22 protein-coding genes are annotated in these 25824 nt (G+C 33.1%); 20 read left to right on the top strand and 2 right to left on the bottom strand.

From position 1 onward, the window contains the following. The first annotated feature begins 85 nt into the window (after nt 1-85). The gene (locus ABJM36_RS10585; protein ID WP_348451417.1) at nt 86-2458 is read left to right on the top strand and encodes a GAF domain-containing protein; all 2373 of its coding nucleotides are present in this window, start codon (nt 86-88) and stop codon (nt 2456-2458) included. Nucleotides 2459-2513: 55 nt separating this feature from the next. On the opposite strand, the gene ABJM36_RS10580 is transcribed toward ABJM36_RS10585, so the two are convergent. Next, nucleotides 2514-3710, bottom strand: coding sequence for a Pycsar system effector family protein (locus ABJM36_RS10580; RefSeq protein WP_348451416.1), 1197 nt, complete (start codon nt 3708-3710; stop codon nt 2514-2516). 190 nt (nt 3711-3900) lie between these two features. Between ABJM36_RS10580 and msrB the strand changes: the two genes are divergently transcribed. From msrB to trxA, 8 genes are all read left to right on the top strand, one after another. Further along, nucleotides 3901-4362 carry a peptide-methionine (R)-S-oxide reductase MsrB gene (msrB, locus tag ABJM36_RS10575; protein WP_348451415.1) on the top strand — a complete coding sequence of 154 codons (462 nt, stop codon included), beginning with the start codon at nt 3901-3903 and terminating at the stop codon, nt 4360-4362. 322 nt (nt 4363-4684) lie between these two features. Continuing rightward, on the top strand, nt 4685-6247 hold the full coding sequence (locus ABJM36_RS10570; protein WP_348451414.1) for a protein adenylyltransferase SelO: 1563 nt from the start codon (nt 4685-4687) through the stop codon (nt 6245-6247). 24 nt (nt 6248-6271) lie between these two features. Continuing rightward, on the top strand, nt 6272-6766 hold the full coding sequence (gene msrA, locus ABJM36_RS10565) for a peptide-methionine (S)-S-oxide reductase MsrA (RefSeq protein WP_348451413.1): 495 nt from the start codon (nt 6272-6274) through the stop codon (nt 6764-6766). A 36-nt stretch (nt 6767-6802) separates the two neighbouring features. Next, the gene (locus ABJM36_RS10560; protein ID WP_348451412.1) at nt 6803-7357 is read left to right on the top strand and encodes a peptide-methionine (S)-S-oxide reductase; all 555 of its coding nucleotides are present in this window, start codon (nt 6803-6805) and stop codon (nt 7355-7357) included. Next, nucleotides 7314-8534, top strand: a complete 1221-nt coding sequence (locus ABJM36_RS10555; protein ID WP_348451411.1) for an alpha/beta fold hydrolase — start codon at nt 7314-7316, stop codon at nt 8532-8534. Before ABJM36_RS10560 ends, ABJM36_RS10555 begins: the two co-directional genes overlap by 44 nt. Further along, a complete protein-coding gene (locus ABJM36_RS10550; protein ID WP_348451410.1) occupies nt 8534-9499 on the top strand; it encodes an aldo/keto reductase in 966 nt (321 codons plus the stop codon). Before ABJM36_RS10555 ends, ABJM36_RS10550 begins: the two co-directional genes overlap by 1 nt. 33 nt (nt 9500-9532) lie before the next feature. After that, the gene (locus ABJM36_RS10545; RefSeq protein WP_348451409.1) at nt 9533-13222 is read left to right on the top strand and encodes a metallophosphoesterase; all 3690 of its coding nucleotides are present in this window, start codon (nt 9533-9535) and stop codon (nt 13220-13222) included. 61 nt (nt 13223-13283) lie between these two features. Further along, nucleotides 13284-13583, top strand: coding sequence for a thioredoxin (trxA, locus tag ABJM36_RS10540; RefSeq protein ID WP_348451408.1), 300 nt, complete (start codon nt 13284-13286; stop codon nt 13581-13583). A gap of 30 nt (nt 13584-13613) precedes the next feature. Here the strand turns inward: trxA and ABJM36_RS10535 are convergent, their stop codons facing one another. Further along, a complete protein-coding gene (locus tag ABJM36_RS10535; protein ID WP_348451407.1) occupies nt 13614-14456 on the bottom strand; it encodes a hypothetical protein in 843 nt (280 codons plus the stop codon). Nucleotides 14457-14536: 80 nt separating this feature from the next. Between ABJM36_RS10535 and ABJM36_RS10530 the strand changes: the two genes are divergently transcribed. From ABJM36_RS10530 to ABJM36_RS10480, 11 genes are all read left to right on the top strand, one after another. After that, nucleotides 14537-15409: an acyl-CoA thioesterase II gene (locus ABJM36_RS10530; RefSeq protein WP_348451406.1), complete on the top strand. Its 873-nt coding sequence runs from the start codon at nt 14537-14539 to the stop codon at nt 15407-15409. Next, nucleotides 15399-16085, top strand: coding sequence for a glycerophosphodiester phosphodiesterase family protein (locus tag ABJM36_RS10525; protein ID WP_348451405.1), 687 nt, complete (start codon nt 15399-15401; stop codon nt 16083-16085). Before ABJM36_RS10530 ends, ABJM36_RS10525 begins: the two co-directional genes overlap by 11 nt. Beyond that, nucleotides 16082-17293, top strand: coding sequence for an NAD(P)/FAD-dependent oxidoreductase (locus ABJM36_RS10520; RefSeq protein WP_348451404.1), 1212 nt, complete (start codon nt 16082-16084; stop codon nt 17291-17293). Before ABJM36_RS10525 ends, ABJM36_RS10520 begins: the two co-directional genes overlap by 4 nt. A 36-nt stretch (nt 17294-17329) precedes the next feature. After that, nucleotides 17330-17866, top strand: a complete 537-nt coding sequence (locus ABJM36_RS10515; protein WP_348451403.1) for a DUF1697 domain-containing protein — start codon at nt 17330-17332, stop codon at nt 17864-17866. A 4-nt stretch (nt 17867-17870) separates the two neighbouring features. Continuing rightward, a complete protein-coding gene (mvaD, locus tag ABJM36_RS10510) occupies nt 17871-18950 on the top strand; it encodes a diphosphomevalonate decarboxylase (RefSeq protein ID WP_348451402.1) in 1080 nt (359 codons plus the stop codon). Between the two features lie 28 nt (nt 18951-18978). Beyond that, on the top strand, nt 18979-19908 hold the full coding sequence (locus tag ABJM36_RS10505; RefSeq protein ID WP_348451401.1) for a mevalonate kinase: 930 nt from the start codon (nt 18979-18981) through the stop codon (nt 19906-19908). A 57-nt stretch (nt 19909-19965) separates the two neighbouring features. Next, on the top strand, nt 19966-20868 hold the full coding sequence (locus tag ABJM36_RS10500) for a geranylgeranylglycerol-phosphate geranylgeranyltransferase (protein ID WP_348451400.1): 903 nt from the start codon (nt 19966-19968) through the stop codon (nt 20866-20868). Nucleotides 20869-21068: 200 nt separating this feature from the next. Then, nucleotides 21069-21911, top strand: coding sequence for a pseudouridine synthase (locus ABJM36_RS10495; RefSeq protein ID WP_348451399.1), 843 nt, complete (start codon nt 21069-21071; stop codon nt 21909-21911). 559 nt (nt 21912-22470) lie between these two features. Further along, complete coding sequence (locus tag ABJM36_RS10490) at nt 22471-23919, top strand: arginine decarboxylase (RefSeq protein WP_348451398.1); 1449 nt, start codon at nt 22471-22473, stop codon at nt 23917-23919. Nucleotides 23920-23923: 4 nt separating this feature from the next. Continuing rightward, complete coding sequence (speB, locus tag ABJM36_RS10485; RefSeq protein ID WP_348451397.1) at nt 23924-24859, top strand: agmatinase; 936 nt, start codon at nt 23924-23926, stop codon at nt 24857-24859. Further along, the gene (locus ABJM36_RS10480; protein WP_348451396.1) at nt 24846-25823 is read left to right on the top strand and encodes a deoxyhypusine synthase family protein; all 978 of its coding nucleotides are present in this window, start codon (nt 24846-24848) and stop codon (nt 25821-25823) included. The genes speB and ABJM36_RS10480 overlap by 14 nt, the downstream gene beginning before the upstream one ends. The last annotated feature ends 1 nt before the right edge of the window (nt 25824 follow it).

Genomic DNA, 25824 nt, shown 5'->3' with positions numbered 1-25824 from the left:
AGGTAACAATTGGCAAGTTAGGAAGTCTAAATGTTAACGACTAAAGTTAATATTTGTAACTTTGTATTCTAAGCATCTTAACATTATGGATATTAATGACAATATCGAATCCCCTTTACACCTTAAGGTTAGTTTTAATAAATTATTAGAGCATTATGAAGCCTTAGCTAGTAGTAATGATGCATTTGTTGTGGCAAAGGCTAATCATATTTTAAATACTGCCGTGCGTTATCCTGAGTTAAAAGAGGGCTTTAGTGATATGTCTATTTTGGACTCTAGAGCTAAAGAAATACAATTAATTCTGCATGATTCGTTTAGTCCACTATTAACTAAAAACGAAATAAAAACAGCTTCGGTTCCGCTTCATAATTTAATATTTAATGCTTCAGAACGTTTTCAGAATATTATTAAAACGGCGGGAGAAAACTTTGATCTTCAAATTAAAAACTTACCGGAAGACGACACATACATATTAGCTTGTACAATAATTTTAAATTATTGTTATGGTTATAACTTAAATTTTAAAAGACCTTTTTATTACGAAATACCGGATGCTAAAGGCATACTGCATTATTATAAAATATTATATAATGCAGATTTTTGTGAAATAATCCCAAATGAAAATGCAAAATTAATTACCGAAGAGGATTATAATGAGTTGCTAGATAATTTTGAAAATATAGCGCTTTGGAAAGAGAAATTCCCTCCAAATAGTTACACCTTTAAAGGGTTTGTAATCTCAAATATTTTTGATGTTACGGATGATCAATCTATATCTAATATAAAGTCAAGTTTAATTGGAGATGAAAAGCGGAAAAACGAGAGTTTTATGAAAGGTTTTCATGAAATTTTTAGGTCGCTTCTAAGATTAAAGGATATTAAAGTTGGGTTTTCAATTTATAATAAAGAAGATGAGGTTTTTGAGCGTGTTTATGGCGCAGGAATGAAAAGCTATCTTTTAGGAGATAGAGATAAGGAAAATTGTGCCGATGCCCTATGTAATTGGTCTTACAACAGGTTATTACGAGAAAATAAATATTTCTCAATATCCGATGTAGATAAAATGTTTGAAATAGCAAAGGGTCGAGCACCACATGTTACAAGTTTGCATGAGCAAGGTCTAAAGAGTGCTATTTTTGCCCCAATTGCAAATAAAGAAGGGTTAATGGGGATTATAGAGATAGTATCCCGTAAACCAAGAGTTTTAAACAGTGTAAATGCGAATAAACTAGCAGATGTTATGCCGTATATTATATCGGCTGTAGAACGTTCAAAAAATGAAGAAGAAAATTTAATTGAAGCTATTATTCAAAAAGAATGTACTTCAATTCACTCTAGTGTACATTGGCGATTTAAAAAGGAAGCAAAGGCGTTTATAAATTCTGAAATAAAGGGAGAAGAAGCTGCTTTTAAAAAGATAGCTTTTGAAAACGTTTATCCGCTTTATGGACAAATAGATATTAAAGGGTCGTCTGAAGCTAGAAATACAGCAACTAGTCTAGATTTATCACTTCAGCTAAATGCTGTTAAAGAAATATTTTCTAAAATCTCAGAAATTCAACCTTTACCAATTTATGAGCAATTTATTTTTCAAATAGATGAGTACTTACTTGGTTTAGAATCCCATTTTCAAGTGGATAGCGAACAACAAATATCTGAGTTTTTTAAACAAGATATCGAGCCGTTATTAAAACATATTTATACTAATGATGACTTAAAACAAGATATAGATGCTTATTTTAATAGTATTGACGATAAAGTAAATGTGCTGTATAAACATAGAAAAGATTATGATAACACCATTTCTAAAATTAATAAAGAAATGGCTTCGTTATTAGATAAAAAGCAAGTTGAAGCACAACTTATGTATCCGCATTATTTTGAGCGTTTTAAAACTGATGGTGTCGAGCATAATATGTATATAGGCGAGTCTATTACTAAAGAAGATTCATTCAATCCTATGTATCTTTATAATTTGCGTTTGTGGCAACTACAAGTTATGTGCGAAATGGAAAATGCTTATTACCAAATGCAATCTAAATTTCCAGTAGCTTTAAATGTGGCCTCTATGATTTTAGTTTTTAATCAACCCTTGTCCATAAGTTTTAGAATGGATGAAAAACAGTTTGATGTTGATGGTACCTATAATGCACGTTACGAAATTGTAAAAAAGCGCGTGGATAAGGCCTTTATAAAAGGAACTACAGATCGCGTTACTCAAAAAGGAAAAATAAGTATTGTTTACTCTCAAAAACAGGATGAAATAGAATATTTAAGGTATATAAAGTTTCTACAATCTAAAAACTACTTAGATGAAGATGTTGAGATTGTAGAACTTGAAGATTTACAAGCTGTAACAGGACTTAAAGCGATTCGAGTTAGTGTGCTTTATCATAAAAATGAAGCCGATAAATCTTTTTATTCCTATGAGGATTTAATGAAGGAAATTAAAGCTTAGTTTTAAAAACTAAGCTTTAATAATAAAAACAGGAATTTTAAAGTAAAATAAGGATTTATAAAACTACTCCAGAATACTTAAATGCAATAGCAAATGCAAGTACACTTACTATAATTCCAATCATAAAAACGGTATATGTAAGTCTTAGTATTTTGTATTTTTTATCTAATACTAATCCTAAAAAGTATAAGTCTTTTTTCATTGAAGAATATAGGTAATCGCGGTCTTCCATCATTTCTCCCATGGCCCATTCAAAATCATTTAAAGACATTTTGTGAAAGTTCCCAAAAAACAAAAGGTTTACTTTTTTGTTAGCAACATCTTCTTTTGTAAATTTTCCTCGTGTTACATTAGGTCGTGTTGCTAAAATGGATAAAACAATAGAAACTACAGTGAAAAACACAAAAATAACCGTTGGGATAATAAGGTAGTGATTTGAGGCATTATCTAATTTAGAAACTAAATTTGATAATACCATAGATATGATAATAGCATTAACAGAAAGTAAAATATTGGCCTTTGTATCGGCAATATTACTTAAAGTAATATGGTTTTTTAAGGTTACCCGAAACATAGTTTCAATACCTCGTTCTGGTAATTCAATTTTACTTTTCTTAAAGCTTAATTCCTTCTTTTTCTGGGCTAGTTTTTTTTCTGCACTTACTAATTTAGTTCTGGTTGTTATTAGTTTCGCTAAGTTTTTCCCTTTTCGTTTATCCCAGATACTTGCAGCTTCGGGCGTGTAAAAACGGTGTTTAGTCGATAAGAATTCAATGTTTTCATCTAGCCATTTTATTTCATCAAAGGTCTTGTTAAATAGCAATTCCCATTCTTTTCTTAGTAATTCTGAAATTTCAAAGTAGTTTTTGCTTCCAATGTGAGCGCAGTCGGCATCTCTGAGTATGCGTTCTAAAAAAGTATTTGGTACGGCATCCATTTTGGTTGCTAATATTAAATCGCAAATTACTTTTATGTCGTTTTTGGAGCATTTTTCACCGTCTAAAAAAGTTTTTGCTATTTTAATACTTTCGTCCTCATGCTTAGTAGTCCCTTTGGTATATCCAGTGTCATGCAACCAAGCAGCAGTTACAAGTAGTGTTTTATTATCTTCATCAATATTGCAAAGTTTGGCTAGTGTTTTTGCATCTTCAACGACGCGTTGTGTATGTGTAATGTTATGATAAGTAAAGGAGGTTGCTAACTTTTCATTTAAAAGATTAATTACAAATTTTTCAGTCGCTTCAATCAGCATATTAGAAGATATAAATGTTTATTAAGTAAAAATACTAAACTTTAAGGTAAAGTCGAGCTAACGTTTTATTTGTCGTATTATTTTCAATTACTTTTCAAAAATTATAGAATGTAAGTTTTTCAATTTAGAATCGACTATCTTTACATAGAAAAAGCATAATATTTACAATAAAAAATAAAGGATTCATGCTATGCTAACTTGGAAAAAAATTATTAATTTCTCTGTAAAAGGAAACCCAATTCCCGACAAACGTGTTGAAAAAACAGAGGCCGAATGGAAGGCGCAATTAACTCCAGAACAATTTAGAATAACAAGATTAAAAGGTACAGAACGTCCGCATAGTGGTGCGCTTTGCAGTATGCACGAAGCGGGGAAGTATAACTGCGTTTGCTGTGATACGCCATTGTTCGATTCTACAATTAAATTCGAGTCTGGTACAGGGTGGCCAAGTTTTACGCAGCCTATAAAGGAAAATGCTATAAAATATGAACGTGATACTGCATTCGGTATGGTGCGTGTAGAGGTAATGTGTAATACTTGCGATGGGCATTTAGGGCATGTGTTTCCTGATGGTCCGGAACCTAGTGGTTTGCGTTATTGTGTAAATTCAGAATCTATGCAATTAGATAAAGGTATCGTAAACGAAAATTAAGTGCAGTTAAAATTACGTGTTTAAAGCTTTTAATTTCTTGTCTTAATGGCTTTTGCTTACAATTTATTATGTCAGACCTAATGTTGCAAAAGGTGTTTGGAAGGTTTTAATTTGAACTATTAAATTTGGTGTTTTGAATTAAATAATGCTTTCACTGAAGGTTTTTAAGGCCTTTGTGCAAACAAGAAACTTGATTATCCAACTATAGGTATTAGACAAAAAAAGTAATAAATCCTTCTGGTTCTAATTTGGAAAAGAGGATTTTTACATTAATTTAAAATAGCCAACGCGATGATTTCGCGTAGACTTTTAAGGAAAACAAATGAATTTAAACATAAAAGATATATTTAATAAAAAATTACCCGCCGACCCTATTTTAGAAAATACGAGGAGGCAGGTGGCTAAGGCCTGTTTTTCTTATGTTCAGCCAAAGCAGACTTTAAAGCCAGAACTATTACATGCTTCTCCAGAAATGCTCGAAAATTTAGGGCTATCTAAAGCCGATTCAAATAGCGAGGATTTTTTAAAGGTTTTTACAGGAAATCAAGTATATCAAAACACAAAACCTTATGCCATGTGTTATGGCGGACATCAATTTGGTAATTGGGCTGGACAGTTAGGCGATGGTCGTGCAATAAATTTATTTGAAGTAGAGCATAAAAACAAGACTTGGCAGGTGCAACTTAAAGGAGCAGGCGAAACGCCTTATTCTAGAACGGCCGATGGTTTAGCGGTATTACGTTCTTCGATTAGAGAATATTTATGTAGCGAAGCTATGTTTCATTTAGGGGTGCCTACAACACGAGCCTTGTCTTTATCATTATCTGGAAATCAAGTAATGCGCGATGTTATGTATAATGGCAATTCGGCTTACGAGAAAGGAGCCATTGTTTGCAGAACTGCAGAGTCTTTTTTACGTTTTGGAAGCTATCAAATTTTGGCATCAAGACAAGATAATAAGACGCTTAAAACTTTGGTAGATTATACTATAAGACATCATTTTTCACAGTTAGGAACACCATCAAAAGAAACTTACATCGCATTTTTTAAAAAAGTTTCCGAGCGTACTTTAAATATGATTATCCATTGGCAACGTGTTGGTTTTGTGCATGGTGTTATGAATACCGATAATATGTCTATTCTTGGATTAACTATCGATTATGGGCCTTATGGTTGGTTAGAGGGTTATGATTACGGGTGGACACCAAATACTACGGATAGGCAGCATAAACGGTATCGTTTCGGGAATCAAGCTAATATTGGTTTATGGAATTTATTGCAATTAGCAAATGCCATTTATCCTTTAATTGAAGAGGCCAATCCTTTAGAAGCTATTTTAAATCAATATAAAACCGATTTTGAATTGAAGTTGCTTAGCATGATGCGGGCTAAATTAGGCTTGCATAATGAAGATGAAAACGACCAAAAATTTATTTTAGAGTTAAAAGATATTTTGCATCAAACAGAAACCGATATGACCATTTTCTTTAGAAATTTAAGTAATTTTAAAAAGGAAAATCCTCAAGAAGGGCTTCAGGTTGTTAAGGATGCATTTTATAAACCTGAAGAAATAGTAGGAGATTTAGAAAGCAGATGGACTAATTGGTTTAAAAGTTATGCCAAACGGTTAGGTACCGAAAGTGGGGGCGACGAAGACAGGAGAAAAAAAATGAACACGGTTAACCCGAAATATGTTTTAAGAAATTATATGGCGCAATTAGCTATTGATGATGCCGATAAAGGTGACTATAAATTAATAGATCAATTGTTTAATATGCTTAAAAAACCGTATAATGAGCAACCAGAATATCAACAATGGTTTGCAAAACGTCCAGAATGGGCACGACATAAAGTTGGTTGTTCCATGTTATCATGCAGTTCATAAAACATTAAAATAAAACATAAAGTAATGAGTAGTTATAAAAAAGCATACATAGCAGGTGGCTGTTTTTGGGGGATGGAAGATTTATTTAGAACACGCCCTGGGATTAAAGACACCGAAGTTGGATATATTGGTGGTGAAAATGATAATCCTACCTATAAAAACCATCCTGGTCATGCCGAAGGGATTGAGTTAACTTATGATCCTAACGAAACATCTTTTAAAGCCATTTTAGATTATTTTTTCAGAATTCATAACCCTACAACTATCGACAGGCAAGGAAATGATAAAGGGTCTAGTTATAGATCGGCTATATTTTTTCAAAATGAAGACGAAAAAAAGGAAGCGGAAGACATGATAAAAATTGTTAATGACTCTGGTAAATGGGAGGCCGATGCAGTAACCACTTTAGAGCCGTATTCAACCTTTTGGAAAGCCGAACCAGAACATCAGGATTATTTAGTAAGAATACCAAATGGTTATACTTGCCATTTTGAAAGGTTTGAGGAGAGTTTTATATAAAACGACTTTTAGATTTTTATGGTTTAATAAATTAATTTGAAAACATTTAATAAAATAGCTTTAGGAGGCGGATGCCATTGGTGCACAGAAGCGGTGTTTCAATCCTTAATTGGTGTTTTAAAAGTAGAACAAGGTTTTGTGGCTTCAACAGAAACTAATAGTGCGTTTTCCGAAGCTGTTATAATTCATTTTAATCCAGAAATAATTAACCTTAAAATACTAATTGAAATCCATTTACATACACATAAAAGCACATCTAGTCACTCTATGCGCAACAAATACCGTTCAGCAGTTTATGTGTTTTCAGAAAAGCAAAAAATAGTTTCAAAACAAATTATAACATCGTTTCAAAGTCAATTTAAAAATCAATTGATAACAGAAGTTTTACCCTTTGCATCATTTAAAGCCTCAAGAGAGCAAATTCAAAATTACTATTATAGTAATCCTGAAAAGCCTTTTTGTAAAGCATTTATTAATCCGAAGTTAAAAATTCTATTAGTTAAGTTTTCAAAATATACTAATCAAAAAAGATTAAAACGTTTAAATAATGAGCAGTTTAAAACTGAATATTCAGAACAAGAAAGGGCATAAATTGCAGGCGTTTTTAGAATTACCTGCCGATCAAAAACCACAGCACTATGCTGTTTTTGCGCATTGTTTTACTTGTAGTAGCACTTTAAGTGCAGTTAGAAATATAAGCAGGTCGCTTACTAGCCATGGTTTTGGTGTGTTGCGTTTCGATTTTACTGGATTAGGCAGAAGCGAAGGCGAATTTGCCGAAAGTCATTTTTCTGCAAATGTGGACGACTTACTAGCAGTTAACGATTTTTTAAAAACAAATTACCAAGCGCCAAGTGTATTGGTGGGGCATTCTCTAGGTGGTGCTGCAGTTATAGTGGCGGCTTCAAAACTAGACAATATAAAAGCTGTAGCAACTATAGGGGCACCAGCAACAGCAAGTCATGTTACACATTTGTTTTCTCATGATATTAATGAGGTTAAAGAAAAGGGAGAAGTTGAGGTGAATATTGGGGGGCGACCATTTAAAATTAATGAAGAGTTTGTAAAGGACTTTAGTAAAATTGATTTACCAGAAATAACAAAAAACTTGCGTAAGCCAATATTAATTATGCATGCACCATTTGATAGCATTGTGGGGATTGATAATGCACATAAATTGTATCATGATGCTCACCATCCAAAAAGTTTTGTGAGTTTAGATACCGCAGATCATTTATTGTCCGATTCTAAGGACAGTAGGTATGTGGGGAATATGATTGGCACATGGGTGCAACGCTATTTTGTGCAAGAAGATAATAGCATGCTAGATACCAAAGGCGAACAATTAGTGGCACATTTAAACCTAATTGAGGATAACTTTACAACCTCTATTCAAACTAAAAAACATAATTTAATTGCAGATGAGCCAGAACAAGTTGGTGGTGACGATTTTGGCCCATCACCTTACGATCTTTTAAGTGCGGGATTAGCGGCTTGTACAGTTATGACGCTTAAGATGTATGCTCAGCGTAAAAAATGGGATTTACAAGAAGTGTATGTATATATTACCTATTCTAAAAAGCATAGCGACGATTTAATGCTAGATTTAGATAAGCCAAAACAGATAGATCATGTACAAAAAAGATTAAAGTTTATTGGTGATTTAGACGACAAGCAAAAGGCACGTCTAAAAGAAATAGCAGCCAAATGTCCAGTTCATAGAACACTAACAAGCGATACCGTAATTGAAACCCAAGTTATAGAATAATGAAGCACAGTTCGAAAACAAAAATAGGTTTAGGTTTAGCAGCGTTAGGCAGACCTGAATATATAAACATAAGGCCAAGTAGTTTAAGTGATAAGACAAAAGAAACCTTTAAAAATAATGCGCTTTCGGTTTTAGATGAAGCTTATAATTTAGGTGTTCGCTATTTTGATACCGCACCATCGTATGGAAAAGGCGAAGCTTTTTTAAAGGAATGGGACTTTAATAATAAGCATCCAGATGTTATTTTAGGAACAAAATGGGGGTATACGTATGTGGCTAATTGGGAACTTGGTTATCATGGTAAACATGAAATTAAAGAACACTCGCTCGAAAAATTAGTAGAGCAATGGCAAGTTTCAAAACACATGTTGCCCAATTTAAAATATTATCAAATACATTCAGCAACCTTTGATAGTGGCGTTTTAGAAAACCAAGACGTATTAAATCGATTACACCAAATACAAAAGGAGACTGGATTAAAAATAGGCATAACCACTAGCGGTGCGAACCAAAAGGATGTTATTGAAGCGGCTTTAAAAGTTAAGATTAACGGTAGTTGTTTGTTTGATAGTTTTCAAGTAACTTATAATGTGTTTGAGCAGTCTACATTTTCAGTTTTAAAAGAGGTTTTAAGCCTAGACAAAACCATTATTATAAAAGAAGCTTTAGCAAATGGGCGGGTTTTTAAAAATGTAGAATTTCAGCACTATGAAAACGCATACAGAATTTTAGAAGCCTTGTCTGTAAGGTATAAAGCAGGTGTTGATGCTATTGCTTTACGTTTTGTAATCGATAATTTACACCCCACTTATTTATTAAGTGGAGCATCTAATAAAACGCAATTAGCACAAAATTTAAAAGCTTTAGATTTTAGTTTTACTAAAACGGAACTGAAAGAACTTCAGGGCCTAAAAGTGTCTTCTAAAAACTATTGGGAAGAACGAAGTGCGTTACTCTGGAACTAGCTAAAACGACAATATTACATAAATTCAATTAAAATGAAATTTCCTAAAATAGCTTTACTATTTGTTATCATAACCTTATTAAATGCCTGTGCAACTTATAAAACCCAGTATAATAATTTGGATACTAGTTTTAGTTTTCCAGAAAAGGAAATTGCACATTCTTTTTATTTAATTGGCGATGGTGGTAATTCGCCAATGGGCTCTATATCTCAAGGTGTAAAAGCCTTTAAAACAGAATTGGATAAAGCACCTAAAAATAGTACCGCTATTTTTTTAGGTGATAATATTTATCCTAAAGGCTTGCCAAGTAAAAATGATAAAAAACGAGCATTTGCAGAATATCAATTACAGGTTCAAACGGAGGCTGTAAAAGATTTTAAAGGCGAAACTATTTTTATACCTGGTAATCATGATTGGTATAGTGAAGGACTAAAAGGTCTAAAACGTCAAGAAAAATATATTGAAGATGCACTAGGGAAAAATACATTTTTACCCGAAAATGGTTGTCCGTTAGAAAAAGTTGAAATCTCTGATGATATTGTTTTAATTATTGTTGATACCGAGTGGTATTTAACCAATTGGGATAAACACCCAACAATAAATGATGATTGCGAAATTAAATCGCGATTTAAATTTTTCGAAGAATTTGAAAGCTTAATTAAAAAAGCTCGAGGCAAAACGACTATTGTCGCCATGCATCATCCCATGTTTACAAACGGACCTCATGGAGGTAAGTATGATTTTAAGTCGCATTTAAAACCCGTTCCAGTTTTAGGAACACTAAAAAATTTAATAAGGAAAACAAGTGGTATATCGCCAGCCGATGTTCAAAATAAAAATTATAATGCCTTTAAAAAGCGTATTGTAACCCTAGCTCAAGAAAATGATAAAACCATTTTTGTGTCTGGGCATGAGCATAGTTTGCAATATTTGGTGCACGATAATTTACCTCAAATTATTAGTGGTTCGGGGTCAAAATCTACAGCAACTCGAAATGTAAACGATGCCTTTTCTTCAAGCGATTCGGGTTATGCGCGCTTAGATGTTTTTACCGATGGGTCATCTGTGGTTCGGTTTTATTCAGCTAAAAATGACAATGTGATTTTTCAAACACAAGTGTTTTCAGAGGGTAAAACAGAATATCAATTCGATTATAAGACTTTTCCTGATCAAAAATCGGCATCAGTTTATTCTGAAGATGAAGTTTCAAAAAGTGGATTTCATAACTATGTTTGGGGCAATCGTTATAGGTCTTATTATGGCACTAAAGTAAAGGTGCCTACAGTTAATTTGGATACTATGTTTGGTGGCTTAAAACCTTATAGAAAAGGTGGTGGGCATCAATCAAAATCATTACAATTAATTAATAAAGAAGGCAAGCGCTACGTTATGCGTGCTATTAGAAAAAGTGCTACGGTTTATTTGCAAGCAATGGCCTTTAAAGACCAATATATTGAGGGGCAGTTTGAGGGCACAGCAACCGAAAATTTACTTTTAGATTTTTACACAGGATCACACCCTTATGCGCCATTTGTAACTGGAGGTTTGTCTGATGCAGTTAATCTTTATCACACCAATCCAGTATTGTACTATGTGCCAAAACAAAAAACTTTAGCAGGTTTTAATAAGGATTTTGGAGATGAATTATATATGATAGAAGAACATGTTTCCGATGGACATGGCGATATACAAAGTTTTGGAAATGCGAACAAAATTGAGAGTACCGACGATCTAATGAAAAATTTGCGAAAAGATGAAAAATATACCGTTGATGACACTATGTTTTTAAGAGCCCGCTTATTCGATATGGTTATTGGAGACTGGGATAGACATGTTGATCAATGGAGATGGGCAGAGTTTATAGAAAATGATAAGGTCATTTATAAACCAATTCCTAGAGATAGGGATCAAGCGTTTTCTATTATGGGAGATGGAGCTTTAATGAATATAGCCACCAGAATAATTCCAACTTTAAAACTAATGGAAGGGTTTAAAGACGATATTAGAAATGTAAAAGGGTTTAACTCGAGTCCTTTTTCTTTAGATGTGATGCTGCTAAACAAAACCTCAAGAAAAGATTGGAGAGAACAGGTAGCATTTCTACAAAAAAACTTAACCGATAACGTTATCGATAATGCTTTTAAAGCTTTTCCTAAAGAAGTTCAAGACGAAACGATTAATAAGATAAAATATGTGTTAAAATCACGACTTGAAAATCTTCCTGAAATAGCAAATGCTTATTATGATGCATTAATTAAAATACCGGTGATAAGAGGAACGGACAAAGATGATTTTTTTGAAATTGAACGCTTGCCTAATGGAAACACCAAGGTAACCGTAAATCGTATTAAAAATGGAGAGAAAGGAATTGAAATATATCAAAAAACATACAATAAGTCACATACAAAGGAAATTTGGCTTTATGGTTTAGATGATGATGATGTATTTAGGGTTTCTGGAAAGGGTGATAAGCTTATTACATTAAGGTTAGTTGGTAATCAAAATAACGATACTTATACCATAGAAAATGGTAAAAAAGTTAAAATGTATGATTATAAATCGAAGAAAAACACATTTACAACTAATAAGGGGAGCAAGGGTTTAATTGATGATTACGAAACCAATGTTTATAATTACACAAAACCTAAAATTAGTATCAACCAATTTACGCCAGTAATAGGTGCGAATCCCGACGACGGTTTTAAAATAGGGTTTGTTAATGTACTGACTAATTATGGGTTTGAGCGTAACCCGTTTAGTGCACAACATACCTTTTCAGGAGCCTATTATTTTGCTACAAGTGGATATGATTTTGAGTATAATGGTGAGTTTGCTAATGTGGTAGGGAAATGGAATTTAGGGTTAAAGGCTAAATTTACTAGCCCTAACTATGCTGTAAATTTCTTTGGTTATGGAAATAGTACGCCAAATTTAAATATTGACGATGAGGAAACATTCGATTTAGATTATAATCGTGTAAAATTAAGCACGTTAAAATTCGCGCCTAGTTTAAACTGGCGTGGAAAATTAGGAGCACATTTTATGTTAGGTGTAAGTTATGAATCTATAGAAGTAGAAGAAACAAGCGATAGGTTTATAAATGATTTTTATGTGGCCAATAGTGAAGAAAACCAAAAAGATTTTATTGGTGTTGAAGCAAAATATAGTTTTCAAAATAAAGACAATGAAGCATTTCCTACTTTAGGCATTCAAACGGCCTTACAGTTAGGCTACACTGCCAATTTAGAGGATTCTAAAGGGTTTGCTTACTTTATTCCAGAATTAGGGTTCGATTATAAATTAATTGCAAATGGTCAATTGGTTTTGGCAACAAAAGCGAAAGCACATTTTATTTTTAATGATAATTTCGAGTTTTATCAAGCTGCTAGTATAGGAGCAAATAATGGACTACGTGGTTATAGAAACGAACGCTTTTCCGGTAAAAAATCATTTTATCAAAGTACAGATTTACGTTTAAACCTTCGTAAGTTTAAAACAGGATTGTTGCCTTTAAATATAGGTGTGTATACTGGTTTTGATTATGGTAGAGTTTGGGTTGATAACGATTTTGTTGAAAATAGTACTTTTAATTCTAATAGATGGAACACCTCAGTAGGTGGTGGGGTTTTTGCCAATGCTGCAGATGTTGTTACTTTTAATTTATCGGCTTTTAATAGCGATGATGGTTTGCGTTTTGCGTTTAAAGTTGGTTTTGGTTTTTAGAATGAAAAGAGTGTAATTTTAAGTTGATAATTTCGACTAATATTTCAATAAATTATAATTTATGAAAAGTAGTTTTAAAGATATAATCACTTCGGAAGAGGTTGTTTTAGTGGATTTTTTTGGAACATGGTGCGGACCATGTCAAGCACTTATGCCTATTTTAAAGGATGTTAAAGCACAGTTGGGTGATGCAGTAAAAATAGTTAAAGTAGATATTGATAAAAATCAAGAACTGGCTAATAAGTATCAAGTACGTAGTGTGCCTACAATGATTTTGTTTAAAACGGGTATTCCTAAATGGAGGCAATCTGGCGTGTTACAAAAAAATGATATTATTAATGTTATTCAGACTCATAGTTAATGGTTTCCTTGTAACTTATACAGCTTAAAATTAATTCAATTTTAAGCTGTATAAGTTACCACCTGTGCCATGAGCTTTTTCGTCCGTTATTAAAAGTGTATTGTTGTCGGCAAAACAAACGCCTTCTTTTTGAGAGTATAAACTAAAATCATAGCGCTTAACCTGTCCTGTAAAAAAGTCATCTGATGTAAAGTTAGAAAAAACAATCGCCGCATTGGGCGAAAGTAAGACGACGTGTTTACCATCTTCGCTAATGTCAGCCGATGTAATCCAACAGCCATGATCTTCACAAGAGGTAAACGAATTGATGTACTCTGCAACATGATGCCCCTGTGTAGCCGGTATTTTGTATAAATCAGTCTTCCCAAAATTCCCACGAACCCGACTTTTTGTAAATAGATAAAGGTTATTGTTAAAATAAAAAAACGATTCGCAATCAAAAAACATCTTTTTCTTTTTAGGAGGAAATTTGTTTTGATTGGGATATTTAAAGGAAATACGTTCAATGTCAATTTTACTATCCTTATCTAAATCTGCGACATTAACTTTCAAAATTGTAAGATTAGTTCTTTTATTTAGGTTGTTTCCAAAATCGCCAATGTAAATGTTTCCTACATTATCTGATGATAAATCTTCCCAATCGTGGTTTTTAGCATTAATTTTTAATTCTTTTTTGATATTTCCTTTTTTATTTATTCCGTAAATTCTAGCTTTGTTGCCACTATCATTTAGCATCCAAATTAAGTTGGTGTTTTGGGTAGTTTCAGTTCCCGAAACTTCGTTTAAGGTTTTTGGAAGGTCTGTGATAATATTTAGATTACCGGTTTCACAGCTAGAAATAATCAAGAAAAATAAGGTTAGAAGTTTGTTCATTTTAGGTAGTCAAAATTTATAGTGGTAAATTTACACACATATTTTAGATATTATAATTTATTGATTAATTAAGATAAGATATGACCACAGTTAACGACTTATTACAGCTTTTAGTATTAGAAAAAATAAGCGATAACGAATTTAATGGGGTTAGTAGAACTGTTGGAAGTCCAATTGTTTTTGGTGGACAGGTTTTGGCTCAAGCTATAAATGCAGCAAGTCGGACAATTACAAATCAAAGAGTTTTACATTCTATGCATGCTTATTTTTTAGAGGCAGGCGATTTGGAGTTGCCAATAACATATAATGTAAGTGTTGTAAGAGATGGGGGAAGTTTTTCTGTAAGACGTGTTACAGCACATCAAAAAGACACAACAATCTTTATTTTATCGGCCTCTTTTCATAAAAAAGAAGCGGGTTATAACCATCAGATTGAAATAAAATCAAATATAAAACAACCGGAAGAGTTGTTAAGTTGGACAGACATGTATAAAAAATATGGTGAAAATTTGCCAAAAGGAATAAAATCTTTTTTGTCAATTAAGCGCCCTATTGAATTTAAACCAACGACCTTTGTAAATCCGTTAGAAAAAAAAGATTTATCACCAAATTATGATGTTTGGTTTAAATTAAATGGTGAAATTAAAGGGTTAGATTTGGTAACAAAACAGCAGATTCTAACTTATATTTCGGATTATAATATTTTAACATCAACATTAAATCCTCATGCAAGTAAAGCGCATTGGGGAAATACAATAACAGCTAGTTTAGACCATTCCATGTGGTTTTTTCGAGAATTTGATTTTTCAGACTGGTTGCTTTATACTATGGAATCGCCTAGCGCAGCGAGCGCAAGAGGATTTGCAAGAGGTAATATTTTTACCAGAGATGGTAAATTAATAGCCACGGTGGCTCAAGAAGGATTAATAAGACCTATTAAAAATGACAAGTAATATTTTAAAAATCGGACATAGAGGAGCCAAAGGGCATTTAACCGAAAACACTTTAGAATCTATAAAAAAAGGACTAAGCTTAAAGGTAGATGGCATTGAAATCGATGTACATCGCTGCGCTACGGGTCAGTTAGTCGTTTTTCATGATTTTACTGTTGATAGAATTACTGATGGTACTGGCGAGGTTGCTAAACATTCGCTTAATGCTTTAAAAAGACTTAAAACCAAAGGGACTTATCAAATTCCTTCGTTAGCAGAAGTTTTGGCTTTTGTTGATAATAAGTGCTTATTAAATATAGAATTAAAGGGGCAGGATACGGCTAAAGAAGCAGCTAGAATTATTACCTTTTATGTAGATAAAAAAGGTTGGGAATATGATAATATTTTGGTGTCTAGTTTCCAAGAAGACTTGCTTAAAGAAGTTTACGAAATAAATGATAAAATTCCTTTAGGTGTTCTTACAGATAGAAATTTAAATAGAGCTGTAACGTTCGCTAAAACAATAAATGCTGTTGGTATTCATGCAGATTACACTATGCTAACAGAAGAAATTGTTACAGAATTAAAAGAAGATTTTAAGGTGTTTGCCTTTACCGTAAATAATTTAAAACCTTTAGAGCGTATAAAATCTTATGGCGTTGATGGTATAATTTCTGATTATCCAGATAGAATATGACGTCCAAAGACGTTATTGTAGTAGGTGGTGGTGCTGCAGGTTTTTTTGCAGCTATCAATATTGCAGAACAAAACCCTACTTTAAAAGTTGCGATTTTAGAGCGTAGTAAGGAAGGTTTAGCGAAAGTTAAAGTTTCTGGTGGCGGACGCTGTAACGTAACACATGCCGAATTTATTCCTAAAGAATTAACACAAAACTATCCGCGAGGCGAAAAAGAACTTTTAGGTCCTTTTCATCAGTTTATGACGGGTGATACTATAGAGTGGTTTGAAAAGCGTGGTGTTAAGCTTAAAATAGAGGATGATGGTAGAATGTTTCCTGTATCCAATTCATCGCAAACCATAATTGATTGCTTTTTAAATGAAGCAGAAAAGCATCAGGTTGAAGTTTTATACAGCCATATTGTAAAATCTATAGAACCTCAAGAATCACATTTTAAAATTGAAACCTCTCAAGGTGATTTTTTAACTCATAAACTTCTTATCTCTACAGGAAGTAACCCTAAAATTTGGAGCCTATTAGAAAGGTTAGGGCATACCATATCGCAACCTGTACCCTCTTTATTTACTTTCAATATAAAAGACGAACGGATACAGGATATTCCTGGTGTAGTAGCCCAAGATGTGGAAATTAAGGTTTTAGAAACCAATTTGTGGAGCGAGGGCCCTTTGTTAATTACACATTGGGGCATGAGCGCACCTTCTATTTTAAAACTGTCTGCTTTTGGAGCTCTAGAATTAGCAAAACGAGATTATAAATTTCAAATTGAAATTAATTTTATAAGGCAAACATTCAATGATTGTTTGGAGGTTTTAAAAGCTCTTAAACAGGATTTTGCGAAGAAAACTGTGTTTAAATCTACCCAGTTTGATATTCCTAAGCGTTTATGGCATAAGTTGGTATGGGCTTCGGGTATGGAAATAGAAACCCGTTGGGCAGATTTAAATAAAGAAAAATTAGCGAACTTAGCAGGTCAACTTACTCAAGCCGTTTTTAACGTAGAAGGTAAAAGTACGTTTAAAGAAGAGTTTGTAACCGCCGGTGGGATTAACCTTAAAGAAATTGATTTTAAAACCTTTGAGAGTAAATACATTAAAAACTTGTATTTTGCGGGTGAAGTCATTAATGTGGATGCTATTACAGGTGGTTTTAATTTTCAAAATGCATGGACAGGCGCATATATTGCAGCTAAAAATATTGCGCAATAGGTTTCATAGTTGCACTATTCTTTTTAAAACAGAATAATGAAAACATACATCGCACTTTTAAGAGGAATAAACGTTAGCGGGAAGAAAATAATTCCTATGGCAGCGCTTAGAGATTTACTTTTGAAAAATGGCTTAGAAAATGTGCAAACTTACATACAAAGCGGAAATGTGGTTTTTCAATCTTCAGAAGACATAAAGAAAACGTTAGAAACAACAATTCATAATGCAATCCAATCTCAATTTGGATTTGAAGTACCGGTTTTAATAATAACTCCGAAAGAATTACAATACGTTTTTGATAAATGCCCGTTTCCCGAAGAAGAGAAAGTAAATAGTTATTTCATGCTGCCTTATAATAAGCCAAATGAAACATTAGTGGAAGAGGTTTCGAAATTATCGTATCCTAATGAAACGTTTACTATTACTGATAATGCCATCTATTTTCATAGTTGGGTAGGTTACGGAAAAGCTAAATGCAGTAATAATTTTTTCGAACGAAAATTAAAAATTACAGCTACGGCAAGAAATTATAAAACTATAGTAAAGTTACTATCTTTGTCAGTTGATAATTAAATTTATGGTAGAAGAAAATTTCATTCCAAAAAAATATACAAATTCAATTGAAAACGGAAGTTTTACCTGGTCTTCACCTAGTAATATCGCGTTAGTTAAATATTGGGGAAAAAAGGAACATCAAATTCCAGAAAACCCATCTATAAGTTTTACTCTAAACCATTGTAAAACAACAACCAAAGTTGGTTTTTCTAAAAAAGAGGATGCCGATAATTTTTCGTTTGATATTTTTCTAGATAATGAGAAAAAGGATGATTTTAAACCAAAAATTGAAACCTTTTTTAAGCGTATAGAAATTTACTTGCCGTTTTTGAAAGCTTATCATTTTAAAATAGAAACATCAAATACATTTCCGCATAGTTCTGGAATTGCATCTTCGGCCTCAGGCATGAGTGCCTTAGCATTATGTTTAATGAGTGTTGAGAAGGAGTTACTACAAGATGTTTCAGAAGAAAATTTTACTAAAAAAGCATCCTTTTTAGCACGTTTAGGATCAGGAAGTGCTTGCCGAAGTTTAGAAGGCGATTTGGTAGTTTGGGGAAGTCATGAGGCCATTGAAGGTAGTTCAGACTTATTCGGTGTAAAATATCCTTATCAAGTACATCCAAATTTTAAAAATTATCAAGACACTATTTTGTTGGTCGATAAAGGTGAAAAGCAGGTAAGCAGTACTATTGGGCATAATTTAATGCATGGGCACCCGTTTGCTCAAGAACGTTTTAAACAAGCTAATAAAAATCTTTCAGATATGATTTCAATTTTGAAAGATGGAGATTTAGATAAATTTATAGCACTTGTTGAAAGCGAGGCATTAACGCTACACGCTATGATGATGACAAGTATGCCATACTTTATTTTGATGAAACCGAACACATTAAAAATTATTAATAAAATTTGGACATACCGCGAAGTTTCTGGATCAAAAGTTTGTTTTACGCTTGATGCTGGAGCAAATGTACATATGCTTTATCCGGAAAATGAAGCTGAGAATATACAGGAGTTCATTAAAAGCGAGTTAGTTACCTATTGTCAAAAAGACGAGTATATTAACGATAAAATTGGTTTTGGAGCCAAACTGTTGTAAATTTGCATAACCAATTCAGAAGCTGCTTATGAAAGGACCTCTATTTTATTCAAAAATTTTACTCTTTGGAGAGTATGGAATCATTAAGGATTCCAAAGGTTTATCTATTCCATATAGTTTTTATAATGGGGCTTTAAAGAGAGATGAAAATCCTTCTGAGGTGGCTATTAAGTCAAACGAAAGTTTAAAACGCTTTGCTGCACACATTCAAGGTATAGATCATGAAATTGTTCGTTTTGATAATGAGCGTTTGCAAGCCGACGTAAATTCAGGTATGTATTTTGATTCTTCAATTCCACAAGGATACGGAGTGGGAAGTAGTGGTGCTCTAGTGGCTGCACTTTATGATAAATATGCCTGCGATAAAATAACGGTTTTAGAAAATTTAACCAGAGAGAAACTATTAAAGTTAAAAACTATATTTTCTGCAATGGAATCTTTTTTCCACGGAAAATCTTCAGGTTTAGATCCTTTAAATAGCTATTTAAGTATTCCAATCCTTATCAATTCTAAAGATCATATTGAGGCCACAGGCATACCAGCACAACAAAGTTCTGGTAAAGGCGCTGTGTTTTTAATAGATAGTGGAATAATTGGAGAAACAGCACCAATGGTAAGTTTGTTTATGGAAAGCATGAAACAAGAAGGTTTCAGGAAAATGCTTAAAAATCAGTTTATAAAACATACCGATGCCTGTGTTGAAGATTTCTTAAAAGGCGACGTAAAATCATTATTTTCCAATACTAAGCAATTATCAAAAGTAGTTTTAAATCATTTTAAACCTATGATTCCTAAACAGTTTCATGAACTTTGGAAAAAAGGGTTGGACACCAACGATTATTATTTAAAACTTTGTGGTTCTGGTGGCGGAGGCTATATTCTAGGTTTTACCGAAGATTTCCAAAAGGCAAAACATGCCTTGTCCGCTTATAAACTAGAAGTCGTTTATAACTTCTAAGCAACGTAAATTGTTATCCTAAATTTTGTTTCAGGATCTATCCAATTACATTTTAATATGCTATCAAGAAGACAGAAACATATACTCGTTAAATTTTTCAGTTTGTTTTCTGTGGTTCGAGGCTACAATATTCTTATAATTGTAATTGCCCAATATTTAACTGCCGTATATATTTTGGCGCATGATATTCCGGTTAAAGAGGTTGTACTCGATTTAAATTTACTCATGTTAGTATTAGCGTCGGCAGCCACAATTGCAGGAGGCTATATTATTAATAGCTTTTACGACTCCGAAAAAGATTTAATAAATCGTCCTATAAAATCTAGGTTGGATAGGCTGGTAAGTCAAAACACCAAACTCTCATTTTATTTTGTGCTTAATTTTATTGCGGTAATTATGGCAAGTTATGCCTCGTTTAAAGCCGTAATATTTTTTTCAATTTACATTTTCGGAATATGGTTTTATTCTCACAAGCTAAAAAAAATGCCATTTATAGGTAATTTAACCTCTGCAGTGCTTACCATTACGCCCTTTTTTGCCATTTTTATGTATTACAAAAACTTCGAAACCGTAATTTTTGTACACGCCATTTTCCTGTTTTTAATGATTTCCATGCGCGAACTCACTAAGGATTTAGAAAACATCAAAGGCGATATCGCACAAGGCTATGTCACTATTCCGGTAGCTTACGGTGAAAAAATGTCTAAAATACTTCTTAGTATTTTGGCGGCACTAACATTAGTGCCAACCTATTTGCTACTGTATCGTTTCGAGGTAGGACACATGTATTATTTCTTTTATTTAAGCTTTGTATTACTGCTTATATTTCTATTTATGCTATGGAAATCAAAAACCAAAATACACTATTTAATATTGCATAATATATTGAAATTCATTATTCTTACAGGGGTGTTTAGCATCCTGTTAATCGATATAAGTGTTATATTAAACCGAATATAATTATTTAAGGGCTGCCTGCGGGCAGGGAGGTTACCAAAAGGGGGTAGGCTTGCTCCAGTCGCTTTTTTATGTTGCATTAGTGGAACAACACAAAAAGAGCTTCAACAAAAGCCTTAATCCTTAACGCAGAAGTAACAAAACTTCAAAACAAAAATTAACAATCATAATATTAAGTATATCTTTGCACAAAATATTAAGTCATGAAAAGACAACAAGGGAGTAAAGGAAAAGGAAAACCATCAGGTCGCGGAAATGGAAATACGCGCTCTACAAGTTTTGCAAGAGGGAATGCACCTATAAAAAAGACAAATCCAACGCCAAAAAAATCTGGTAACCCAGATGAGATTAGGCTAAATAAATTTATAGCCAATTCTGGTATTTGCTCGCGTCGTGAAGCTGACGAGCATATTGCCATTGGATTAGTAACCGTTAACGGTAAAGTAATTACCGAAATGGGGTATAAAGTAAAATTGTCAGATGAGGTTCGTTACGATGGTGCAAGCATAAGACCAGAAAAGAAAGCCTATGTGCTACTTAATAAGCCAAAAGGATTCGCAACTACTACTAGCGAGGGTAAAGGTAGAACGGTAATGGATTTAGTTGCTAACGCAACAACATCACGTATTAAGCCAATTGGGCGTTTAGGACGAAACTCCAAAGGCTTATTGTTATTTACTAATGATGATACGGTTGCTAGTAAGTTTACAAACTCTAAAAACGGTGTACCGCGTTTATTTCATATTGAATTGGATAAAAATCTAAAACTAGAAGATTTAAAAAAGATTCAAGCAGGATTTAAAGTAGAAGGAAAATTGGTTGAAGTTGAGGAAATTAGCTATATAGACGGTGCATCAAAAAAAGAAATTGGTTTAAAAATCAAGAATACAGGAAACACAATAATCCGTACTATTTTTGAATATTTCCATTACGATATTATTAGTTTAGACTGTGTGGCTATTGGTCATTTAACAAAAAAGGATATTCCTCGAGGGCATTGGAAACATTTAACCGAGCAAGAATTGAATACTTTAAAAATGCTTTAAAAAGTTTAGGTTTAAAATTTTATTTCGGTATTTATAACACATCAACCCCTTCCGGTTTTTAAAACCTGAAGGGGCTTTTTTTGTATTAGGGATTATGGCATAAAGCCAATCCTAAGCGATCCCGAAAGTTAAAGTGCTAAACTTGGTTTAGTGTCTAAACCTTGTTTGAGTAATGATAGTAACGTTTTGGTAATGAAGTGTCTACGTGTTAAATAAAAAAACATTAAAAAAAGTAAAAAATAGTTTGGGGTATTAAAAAATAAATTACATTTGCGCTGTTTTTTAAGCAATAAAACTTAAAAAGTAGCTGAACACTTTGAACCCTGTTTCTATGTTCGGGCTTTTGAAAATTAGGAAGTCATATTCAAAAGCAGCTTACAGATTAAGCGACCGAATTTTAAAGCTAACTTCCGTTTCTCCTATACATGCTATACAGCATAAATATGCTTTTGTGCCTACTACTCAAAAGGAATTTCGTATTTGATATTGTTAATTTTTTATTGGCTTAACGTGTAGTTAATACACCAATCACATCTTTAACATTTATTAAAATAAAACATTGAATACAAAATATATTGATTTAATCAATCAGACTTTTGATTTTCCTCAGGACGAATTTAAAGTTGATAAAGGACAGTTGCATTTTCATGATATTGACTTAATGCAATTAACAAAGCAGTATGGCGCACCGCTAAAATTCACCTATTTACCACAAATATCTAACAATATTATGCGTGCTAAAAAGTGGTTTGCAGACGCTATTGAGAAACACAATTATAAAGGTAAGTACAATTATTGCTATTGCACTAAAAGTAGCCATTTTAAGCATATCTTAAATGAAGCTTTAAAAAATGAAATTCATATTGAAACCTCGTCGGCTTTTGATATTGATATTGTTGAGCGCTTAAAAGAAGAAGGTAAAATTACCAACAACACCTATGTGATTAGCAACGGTTTTAAACGTGCCCAGTATGTTACCAATATTGCACGTTTAATTAATAATGGGCATAAAAATGCTATCCCGATAATTGATAATTACGAGGAAATAGATTTGCTGTCTCAAGAAATTAACGGCAAATTTAATGTTGGAATCCGTATTGCTTCAGAGGAGGAACCTAAATTTGAGTTTTATACCTCGCGTTTAGGAATTGGATATAAAAATATTGTTCCTTTTTATAAAAGTCAGATTGCTAATAATGAAAACGTAGAGCTAAAAATGTTACACTTTTTTATTAATACAGGAATTCGCGATAATGCCTATTATTGGAATGAGCTTTTAAAGTGTTTAAAAGTCTATACAAGCCTAAAAAAGATTTGCCCAACGCTGGATAGTTTAAATATTGGTGGTGGATTTCCTATAAAGAGCTCGTTAGCTTTCGATTTTGATTACGAGTATATGGTTGATGAGATTATCAATCAAATTAAATTAACTTGTGAAGAAGAAGGTGTTGATGTGCCAAATATTTTTACAGAATTTGGAAGCTTTACCGTTGGTGAAAGTGGTGGTGCTATTTACGAAGTCTTGTACCAAAAACAACAAAACGATCGTGAAAAGTGGAATATGATAAACTCGTCTTTCATTACAACATTACCAGATACTTGGGCTATTAATAAACGTTTTATACTATTAGCGGTAAACCGTTGGCAAGATAGCTACGAGCGTGTTTTACTAGGTGGTTTAACTTGCGATAGTGACGATTATTATAATAGCGAACAGCACATGAACGCTATTTATATGCCAAAATATAATAAAGATAAACCATTGTATATCGGGTTTTTTAATACTGGTGCTTACCAAGAAACAATTGGTGGTTTTGGCGGTTTACAACACTGTTTAATTCCGTCTCCAAAGCATGTTTTAATTGATAGAGATGCCGAAGGAAATTTAACGACTGAGTTATTTAGCGAACAACAAAAAAGTGAAGATTTACTTAAAATTTTAGGTTATGCTAAGTCTCAAGAAATAAAAAAAGAAGTAGCGATTGAAGTAACTGAAATACAAGGATAAACAGATGAAAAATACATACGCAGGTATTCCTGAAGAGTTAGCCAAATTAGAACAAGCAAAAATTGTTTTAATTCCTGTGCCTTATGATGGTACAAGTACATGGCAAAAAGGTGCCGATAAAGGCCCAAAGGCTTTTTTAGAGGCTTCTGAAAACATGGAGCTTTATGATATTGAAACCGGTACAGAAGTTTATAAACAAGGTGTGTTTTTAGCTGATGCAGTTACGGAAAATGCTTCGCCTGAAACTATGGTTGAGGCGGTGCACCAAGCCACTAAAAAATATATTAAAAAAAATAAGTTTGTAACCGTTTTTGGAGGTGAGCACTCGGTTTCTATAGGGACTATTCGTGCTTTTAATGAGATGTATCCTAGTTTAACGGTGTTGCATATTGATGCACATGCCGATTTAAGAAAAGAATATGATGGCTCAGCTTGCAATCATGCTTGTGCGGTTTATGAAGCTAGCCAAAATACAAACCTTATTCAGGTAGGGATTCGCTCTATGGACAGTATCGAAAAATCGGTAATGGATAAGGAGAAAACCTATTTTGCACATGAAATGGCTATGGATGATACCTGGATGGATTCGGCTATCGATCAAATGACCGAAAATGTTTTTATCACGTTCGATTTAGATGCTTTCGATCCTTCAATTTTACCTAGTACAGGGACTCCAGAACCAGGTGGGTTATTATGGTATGAAACCCTAGAGTTCTTAAAGCAAGTGTTTGAAGAAAAGAACGTGGTAGGATTTGATATTGTAGAATTATGCCCGAATAAAAAAGAAAAATCATCAGACTTTTTAGCCGCAAAATTATACTATAAAATGTTAAGCTATAAGTTTGTTAATGATGCTGCTGAAGCTATATATGATAACCATTACGAAAACCTAAAACAAAAAACGAATACTTTAAAATTTACTGACGATGACAACTACTAAAGGACCAATTTCTCAATTTATTGAAACGCATTATTTGCATTTTAATGCAGCTGCCTTGGTGGATGCTGCTAAGGGTTATGAAGCACAGTTAGAGTCTGGTGCTAAAATGTTAGTGTCGCTTGCAGGTGCTATGAGTACTGCCGAATTAGGTAAAAGTTTTGCTGAAATGATTCGTCAAGATAAAGTACATATTATTTCTTGTACGGGTGCCAATTTAGAAGAGGATATCATGAACTTGGTAGCGCATTCACATTACAAACGTGTGCCAAATTATCGCGATTTAACACCTCAAGAAGAATGGGATTTGTTAGAAAAGGGATTAAACCGTGTAACCGATACTTGTATCCCAGAGCATGAAGCATTCCGTCGTTTACAAGAGCATATCTATAAAATTTGGAAAGATGCCGAAGCTAAAGGTGAGCGTTATCTACCACATGAATATATGTACAAAATGCTATTATCTGGTGTGTTAGAGCAATATTACGAAATCGATTTAAAGGATTCCTGGATGTATGCTGCGGCCGAAAAAAACTTGCCAATAGTTTGCCCAGGTTGGGAAGATAGTACAATGGGAAATATTTTTGCAAGCTACGTTTTAAAAGGCGACTTAAAAGCAAGTACGATGAAATCGGGTATAGAATACATGACATTTTTAGCAGATTGGTATACAGGTAACTCATCAAAAGGTATTGGGTTTTTCCAAATTGGTGGTGGTATTGCTGGCGATTTTCCAATATGTGTGGTGCCAATGTTATATCAAGATATGGAGCGTACAGATACGCCGTTTTGGAGCTATTTTTGTCAAATTTCAGATTCTACAACAAGTTATGGGTCGTATTCTGGAGCAGTGCCAAACGAAAAAATTACTTGGGGTAAATTAGATATAAATACACCAAAATTTATTGTAGAAAGTGATGCTACTATTGTTGCGCCTTTAATTTTTGCTTACCTTTTGGGTCAGTAGT

This window comes from Algibacter sp., from assembly GCF_039977455.1.
Taxonomy (GTDB): Bacteria; Bacteroidota; Bacteroidia; order Flavobacteriales; family Flavobacteriaceae; genus Algibacter_B.
This window is presented reverse-complemented; position numbering and strand designations above follow the sequence as displayed.

Excerpts from the sequence above, each read along its gene's own strand:
- ABJM36_RS10530 (WP_348451406.1), top strand. The coding sequence starts at position 14,537 with ATGACCACAGTTAACGACTTATTACAGCTTTTAGTATTAGAAAAAATA.
- ABJM36_RS10480 (WP_348451396.1), top strand. The coding sequence starts at position 24,846 with ATGACAACTACTAAAGGACCAATTTCTCAATTTATTGAAACGCATTAT.
- ABJM36_RS10495 (WP_348451399.1), top strand. The coding sequence starts at position 21,069 with ATGAAAAGACAACAAGGGAGTAAAGGAAAAGGAAAACCATCAGGTCGC.
- ABJM36_RS10570 (WP_348451414.1), top strand. The coding sequence starts at position 4,685 with ATGAATTTAAACATAAAAGATATATTTAATAAAAAATTACCCGCCGAC.
- ABJM36_RS10500 (WP_348451400.1), top strand. The coding sequence starts at position 19,966 with ATGCTATCAAGAAGACAGAAACATATACTCGTTAAATTTTTCAGTTTG.
- msrA (WP_348451413.1), top strand. The coding sequence starts at position 6,272 with ATGAGTAGTTATAAAAAAGCATACATAGCAGGTGGCTGTTTTTGGGGG.
- ABJM36_RS10515 (WP_348451403.1), top strand. The coding sequence starts at position 17,330 with ATGAAAACATACATCGCACTTTTAAGAGGAATAAACGTTAGCGGGAAG.
- ABJM36_RS10535 (WP_348451407.1), bottom strand. The coding sequence starts at position 14,456 with ATGAACAAACTTCTAACCTTATTTTTCTTGATTATTTCTAGCTGTGAA.
- msrB (WP_348451415.1), top strand. The coding sequence starts at position 3,901 with ATGCTAACTTGGAAAAAAATTATTAATTTCTCTGTAAAAGGAAACCCA.
- ABJM36_RS10545 (WP_348451409.1), top strand. The coding sequence starts at position 9,533 with ATGAAATTTCCTAAAATAGCTTTACTATTTGTTATCATAACCTTATTA.
- ABJM36_RS10555 (WP_348451411.1), top strand. The coding sequence starts at position 7,314 with ATGAGCAGTTTAAAACTGAATATTCAGAACAAGAAAGGGCATAAATTG.
- trxA (WP_348451408.1), top strand. The coding sequence starts at position 13,284 with ATGAAAAGTAGTTTTAAAGATATAATCACTTCGGAAGAGGTTGTTTTA.
- ABJM36_RS10525 (WP_348451405.1), top strand. The coding sequence starts at position 15,399 with ATGACAAGTAATATTTTAAAAATCGGACATAGAGGAGCCAAAGGGCAT.
- ABJM36_RS10550 (WP_348451410.1), top strand. The coding sequence starts at position 8,534 with ATGAAGCACAGTTCGAAAACAAAAATAGGTTTAGGTTTAGCAGCGTTA.
- mvaD (WP_348451402.1), top strand. The coding sequence starts at position 17,871 with ATGGTAGAAGAAAATTTCATTCCAAAAAAATATACAAATTCAATTGAA.
- ABJM36_RS10580 (WP_348451416.1), bottom strand. The coding sequence starts at position 3,710 with ATGCTGATTGAAGCGACTGAAAAATTTGTAATTAATCTTTTAAATGAA.
- ABJM36_RS10505 (WP_348451401.1), top strand. The coding sequence starts at position 18,979 with ATGAAAGGACCTCTATTTTATTCAAAAATTTTACTCTTTGGAGAGTAT.
- speB (WP_348451397.1), top strand. The coding sequence starts at position 23,924 with ATGAAAAATACATACGCAGGTATTCCTGAAGAGTTAGCCAAATTAGAA.
- ABJM36_RS10520 (WP_348451404.1), top strand. The coding sequence starts at position 16,082 with ATGACGTCCAAAGACGTTATTGTAGTAGGTGGTGGTGCTGCAGGTTTT.
- ABJM36_RS10585 (WP_348451417.1), top strand. The coding sequence starts at position 86 with ATGGATATTAATGACAATATCGAATCCCCTTTACACCTTAAGGTTAGT.